Origin of the sequence: Rhizorhabdus sp. (assembly GCF_018006725.1) — a bacterium.
Taxonomy (GTDB): Bacteria; Pseudomonadota; Alphaproteobacteria; order Sphingomonadales; family Sphingomonadaceae; genus Rhizorhabdus.
Map to the genome: position 1 here is coordinate 1 of NZ_JAGMXV010000302.1, position 4,897 is coordinate 4,897.

A 4,897-nucleotide genomic window follows, 5' to 3' on the forward strand; every position below is an offset into this window, starting at 1 on the left:
CAAGATCGGCTACGCCGACGCCGGCATCAACAAGGGCTGGTGGGTGCAGTTGAAGTCCACCCGCGAGGTCATCCAGAGCAAGATCATCACCAAGACGGCGGCGGTCGAGTTCGCGGAGAAGCACCGCGAGATGTCGGCGGGCGGCAGCAAGAAGGTCGCGTAAACACCAGAAGGGCTCACGGCAATGGCTACGAAGCTCCAACTTTATAACCAGGCCTTGAGCCGCCTCGGGCCGGTTCGCCTCACGGGGCTGACAGAGAACCGGCCCGAACGCATCGCCTTCGATCAGCATTACGACGAGGTGATGCAGGAAATGCTCGAAAGCGGGCTGTGGGAATTTTCGCTCCGCACGCAGGAGTGGACCCCAGACATCGACGCCGTCGACTCCATCAACGGCCAGTACGTCTACAACAAACCGTCCGACTACGTGCGCCTGCGCAAGATCAGCCCCGACCAGTCGCAGACCTACGAAGACCTCAGCTACAAGCGCGAGGGCGAGGTCATCCTCTCCGACTACTCGACGCTGTTCGTGACCTATGTGTCGAACCATGCGAGCTACGGCGCCAACGTCGGCATCTACCCGCAACTGTTCGCCAACGCCTTCGCCGATTGCCTGGCGCTGCGGGCGAACCTGCCGATCACCAAGGATCGCGGCACATCGGCCGACCTCGAGCGCAAGTTCGCCCGTTCGCTGATGCAGGCCAAGCGCGCCGATGCGGTCGATGAGCGCATCAAGTTCAAGCAACCCGGCACTTGGACCCAGTCGCGCCGGCAGAGCAACCGGGGCCAGCGGCGCGAGGCAACGTGAAATCTACCGCGCCGGGCGGAACCCGGTTTAGGACTACTGGAGAACTGAAATCATGAGTTGGTCATATCAGGTGGCAGGCCGCGCCTCAAAGCTGGCCGGAGTTGTCAAAGATCAGGTGGTCGCTGTTGGCGGCTGCCCCAAGGACAGCGCTGAGGAAGCCGCGAAGAACCAGATCGGCGGCGTTCTCGAAACGCTATGCCAGAGCTTTGGTGAAGATCGCGTCGTCAGGATCAATGCCAGTGGCTCGGCGTGGAACGAAGGCGGCAAAGCCAAGTCGCAGCACCTGAAACTGGAATTCGAGACGCTCGGCAATTTCGTCGAGTAGAGCGAAGCACATCCAGCGCGCCAGTTTCTTTCCCGGAGAAGGCGCGCTGCCCCCTGATTGCACTATTGGATAGGCGGCAATACTAATGGCGATCAAGGTATATCATCACAGCCTCAATATCGGCGTCTACGATGTTGACAAGCTCCACCGGGTAGATTTGGAGCGAATGAGGCTTGCCGCCGAAATACAAGAAAATCTGCTTTGCGACGCGGTGGGCAAGGCATTCCCCCGGCCCGGCAGCCAATACGTTGCCACATGCGACAACGGCACCACGCGGGTTGAGCCGATCCCGTTCGTCGCCGGCACTGAGGATGCGTTCATCCTCGAAATGAGCGACCTGACGGTGCGGGTTCTCGACTGCGACACCGACACGATGGTGACCCGCAATTCCGTCAGCGACACCGTAGGCGCGTTCTCTACGTGGACGCTCGCCAGCACGTCGGGGCAGACGACGAGCAGTTCCGGCGACAAGCTCACCATGTCGGCCCGAGGCAAGGGCGCCACGGCCAGCGGCGTGGTGTCGGTGGCTGCTGGTAGCCTCGGCACAGAGCGGGCGCTGCGCATCGTCGTGGAGCGTGGCCCGGTGCGGTTCCGGCTCGGCTCGACCAGCGGCGGCGTTGACTTGCTGCCGAACACGCAAGAGCAGGTTCTGCGCACCGGCTACCACTCGATCGCGTTCACGCCGGACGCGACGCCATACTACATCCAGTTCCTCAATGACGACCCGGTCGATCGCATCGTGGCATCGTGCGCCATCGAGGCTGCGGGCGTGATGGAACTGCCGACGCCGTGGCCTTCGACGGTGCTGAAGTCGCTGCGCTTCGATCAATCGCTCGACGTGATGTACCTGACGGCCGGCGGCGCCTACGCGCCCAAGCGCATCGAGCGCCGCGGCGATGCGTCATGGTCGATCGTCAATGAGGTGTCGGATGACGGCCCGTTCTATGCCAGCCGGTCGGCGGACCTGACGCTGACCCCTGCCGCGCTGACCGGGAACACGACGCTGACCGCCTCGCGCGCATTCTTCAAGTCGACGCATGTCGGAGCGCTGTTCCGGCTGGTGCATGAAGGCCAGAAGGTCAATCAGTACCTGGCCGGAGCCAACCAGTTCACCGACCCGATCATGATCTCCGGCATCACCGAGACCAATTTCGAGGAGCGCAAGTTCACGACGGTGATCAGCGGAACGTGGGTCGGCACACTGAAGCACTTCCGTTCGTTCGATGGCGAGTTCGGGAACTATCTCGAATACCGGCGCGAGCAGGCGTCGGCGACGATCAACATCACCGGCAACGCCACCTTCGTGAACGACGACAACGACGACAACGCCGATGTCTGGGTCAAGGTCGGGTTCGACAATGCCGGCTACACCTCCGGCGAGGCCAACGTCGCGCTCACCTACCAGGGCGGCGGCGGCTACGGCATCTGCCGGGTCGTCAGTTACACATCCGAGACGGAGGTCAACGTCGAGGTGCTGCGGCCGTTCAAGGGCACGCATGCCACCAAGCAGTGGCGCGAGGGGCGGTATTCGGCGCTCAACGGCTATCCGGCCGCCGTGATGCTCAACGACGGGCGCCTGATGTGGTCAGGCTCCGACCAGTTCGATGCATCGATCTCGGATGCCTACTCGTCGTTCGATGAGACGTTCGAGGGCGACGCCGGGCCGATTTCGCGCTCGATCGCGTTGGGCGGCAGAAACGAGGCGGTCTGGATGCTTGGGCTTTCGAGCCCGATGATCGGATGCGATTCGCGCGTCGCCAATGCGCGGGCTTCGTCCCTCGACGAAAAGATCACCCCGGCCAATTTCAGCATGAAAAGCGCCGGCAAGATCGGCGCCGCCAACCTGCGACCGGTAGAGCTGGCAGACGATCGCGGGCTGTTCGTCGCGTCGGGCGGGCGCATGCTCTACGAGATCGTCTGGGCTGCCGACAAGGGCCGCTATGTGGTGAGCCCGTTCACCAAACTGACCAGCCGGCTGTTTCGCAATGGCGTCGAGGCGATGGCGGTGCAAACCCTGCCCGACCAGCGCATCTGGATCACCACGACCGACGGCGACATGGTCTGTATCGTGTTCGAGCCGACGCAGCAGATCCTCGCGGCGCACATCCCGATCAGCACCGGGTCGGATACCGACTTTTTCGAGGGCGTGGCCGTGGTCCCCGGCGACGAGCAGGATCGGGTCTATGTGACGGTCAAGCGCGTGGTCAACGGCACGACGATCCGCACCCTCGAAAAGCTGGCGCTCGATCGCGAGGTCGAGATCGACGATGTCTGCAAGATCATGGACAGCCATGTGACCGGCACCGGCGCGCACTCGGCGACGATCTCGGTGCCGCACCTCGAGGGGCGAACCGTCGTGGCATGGGTCGATGGCGAGCCGGTAGTCGACGCCGATGGCGACACGATCGAATACGTGGTGACCAGCGGATCGATCACCGTCCCAGACGCTCCGACGCTGGGCTACTGCGTCGGCCTGCCCTACGATTTCCGCTACAAGAGCGCGCGGCTGGCCTACGGGGCGCAGGGCGCGACCCCGATGCTGTCGAACATGTCGGTTTCGGCGGTCGGCCTCATGCTGCAGGACTACATCCGCAGCGGCGTGAAGTACGGCATCGTCAGGGGCAACGGCACGTTCTCGGCGACGTGGGATCTGCCCGGCATCAGCAGCGCGACGCAGGACACGGCCGTCGAAAGCAACCCAGGCAGCGACAGCATGGACGAATACCCGCTGTCGACCGATTCCCCGATCGATCTCGATTGCCGCGTCTGCGTAGCCGGCGCCTCACCCAAGCCGTTCACGCTCACGTCGCTGGTGCTGGCGATCGAGCGCTATGGCAACTGAGATCACATATCGGCGGGCATCCCGCCTTGAGGTGCAGGCGTTGGCCGGGGGCCCGGTGGATTACCCGGTGCATGCCTTCGCTGCAGTTGAAGCGGATGAGCCGCTCGCCTATTACGGGCTGGCTTGGAGGTTCGGACGCTGTGACCTCTGGTTGAGCGTGGTCGACGCCTCCGGCTCCAAGCGATGCGCCATCCGTGTGGTACGAGAGGCCCGGCGCATGCTAAAAGTGGCGATGGCGCTGGGCGAAGCCCGGGTGTTCTGCATCCGAGACGAGTATCCGAACAGCAGAAAGCTCCTCGGGGCGGTCGGGTTCCGATATCTCGGGGATGTCGCCGTGACGATGGACGACGGGTCCGAGGCCGTGAAAGAGGAGTGGGTCTATGGCTAGCCTGGCGACTGTCGCCGCTGTTGCGACCATCGGCTCTGCTGTCATCGGAACCGGAGCTTCGATCTACGGCGGCATGCAGCAGCAGAAGGCGAACGAGATCGCCGCGCGGCAGGAGCGGCTCGCCGGCAAGAACGAACTGGCGGCAGCGCAGCGCGAGGCAGAGGACCGGCGCCGCGAGGGCCGCCTGATCATGTCGGCGCAGATGGCGGAAGCCGCCGCGTCTGGAGCCGGGTCCGGCGAGGATGCGCCCACCATCATGAAAATCCTGACCGATACCGGCGAGCGCGTCGAGTATGGCGCAGAGGCGACGATGTATCAGGGCTACTCCCGCCGCGACGACTATTTCCGCTCGGCTGATGCGCGCGAAGCATCGGGCCGCGCCAGTTTCTTCGGCTCGGTCCTCAGTGGGCTGGGCTCCGGCATTGGAGGCATTGGCCGCGGCGTGGCCATGCTCGCCTGAAAGGACGAATAGATGGCCCGCATCCCCGATTCCTCTCAGGTATCGAACGCCCCGTCGCTGCGCCCATCGGGAGC

General features: G+C 63.9%; 5 protein-coding genes. All 5 read left to right on the plus strand.

From position 1 onward, the window contains the following. Positions 1–184: 184 nt before the first annotated feature. The 5 genes from KAY22_RS24520 (at position 185) to KAY22_RS24540 (ending at position 4,823) form a co-directional block, all read left to right on the plus strand. Positions 185–808, plus strand: a complete 624-nt coding sequence (locus KAY22_RS24520) for a hypothetical protein (protein WP_296625754.1) — start codon at positions 185–187, stop codon at positions 806–808. Positions 809–878: 70 nt separating this feature from the next. Continuing rightward, positions 879–1,133: a hypothetical protein gene (locus KAY22_RS24525; protein WP_296625756.1), complete on the plus strand. Its 255-nt coding sequence runs from the start codon at positions 879–881 to the stop codon at positions 1,131–1,133. An 85-nt stretch (positions 1,134–1,218) separates the two neighbouring features. Continuing rightward, positions 1,219–3,975, plus strand: coding sequence for a hypothetical protein (locus KAY22_RS24530; protein ID WP_296625758.1), 2,757 nt, complete (start codon positions 1,219–1,221; stop codon positions 3,973–3,975). Beyond that, complete coding sequence (locus KAY22_RS24535; protein WP_296625759.1) at positions 3,965–4,363, plus strand: hypothetical protein; 399 nt, start codon at positions 3,965–3,967, stop codon at positions 4,361–4,363. Before KAY22_RS24530 ends, KAY22_RS24535 begins: the two co-directional genes overlap by 11 nt. Before the next feature lie 73 nt (positions 4,364–4,436). Beyond that, on the plus strand, positions 4,437–4,823 hold the full coding sequence (locus KAY22_RS24540; RefSeq protein ID WP_296625760.1) for a hypothetical protein: 387 nt from the start codon (positions 4,437–4,439) through the stop codon (positions 4,821–4,823). Positions 4,824–4,897 lie beyond the last annotated feature (74 nt).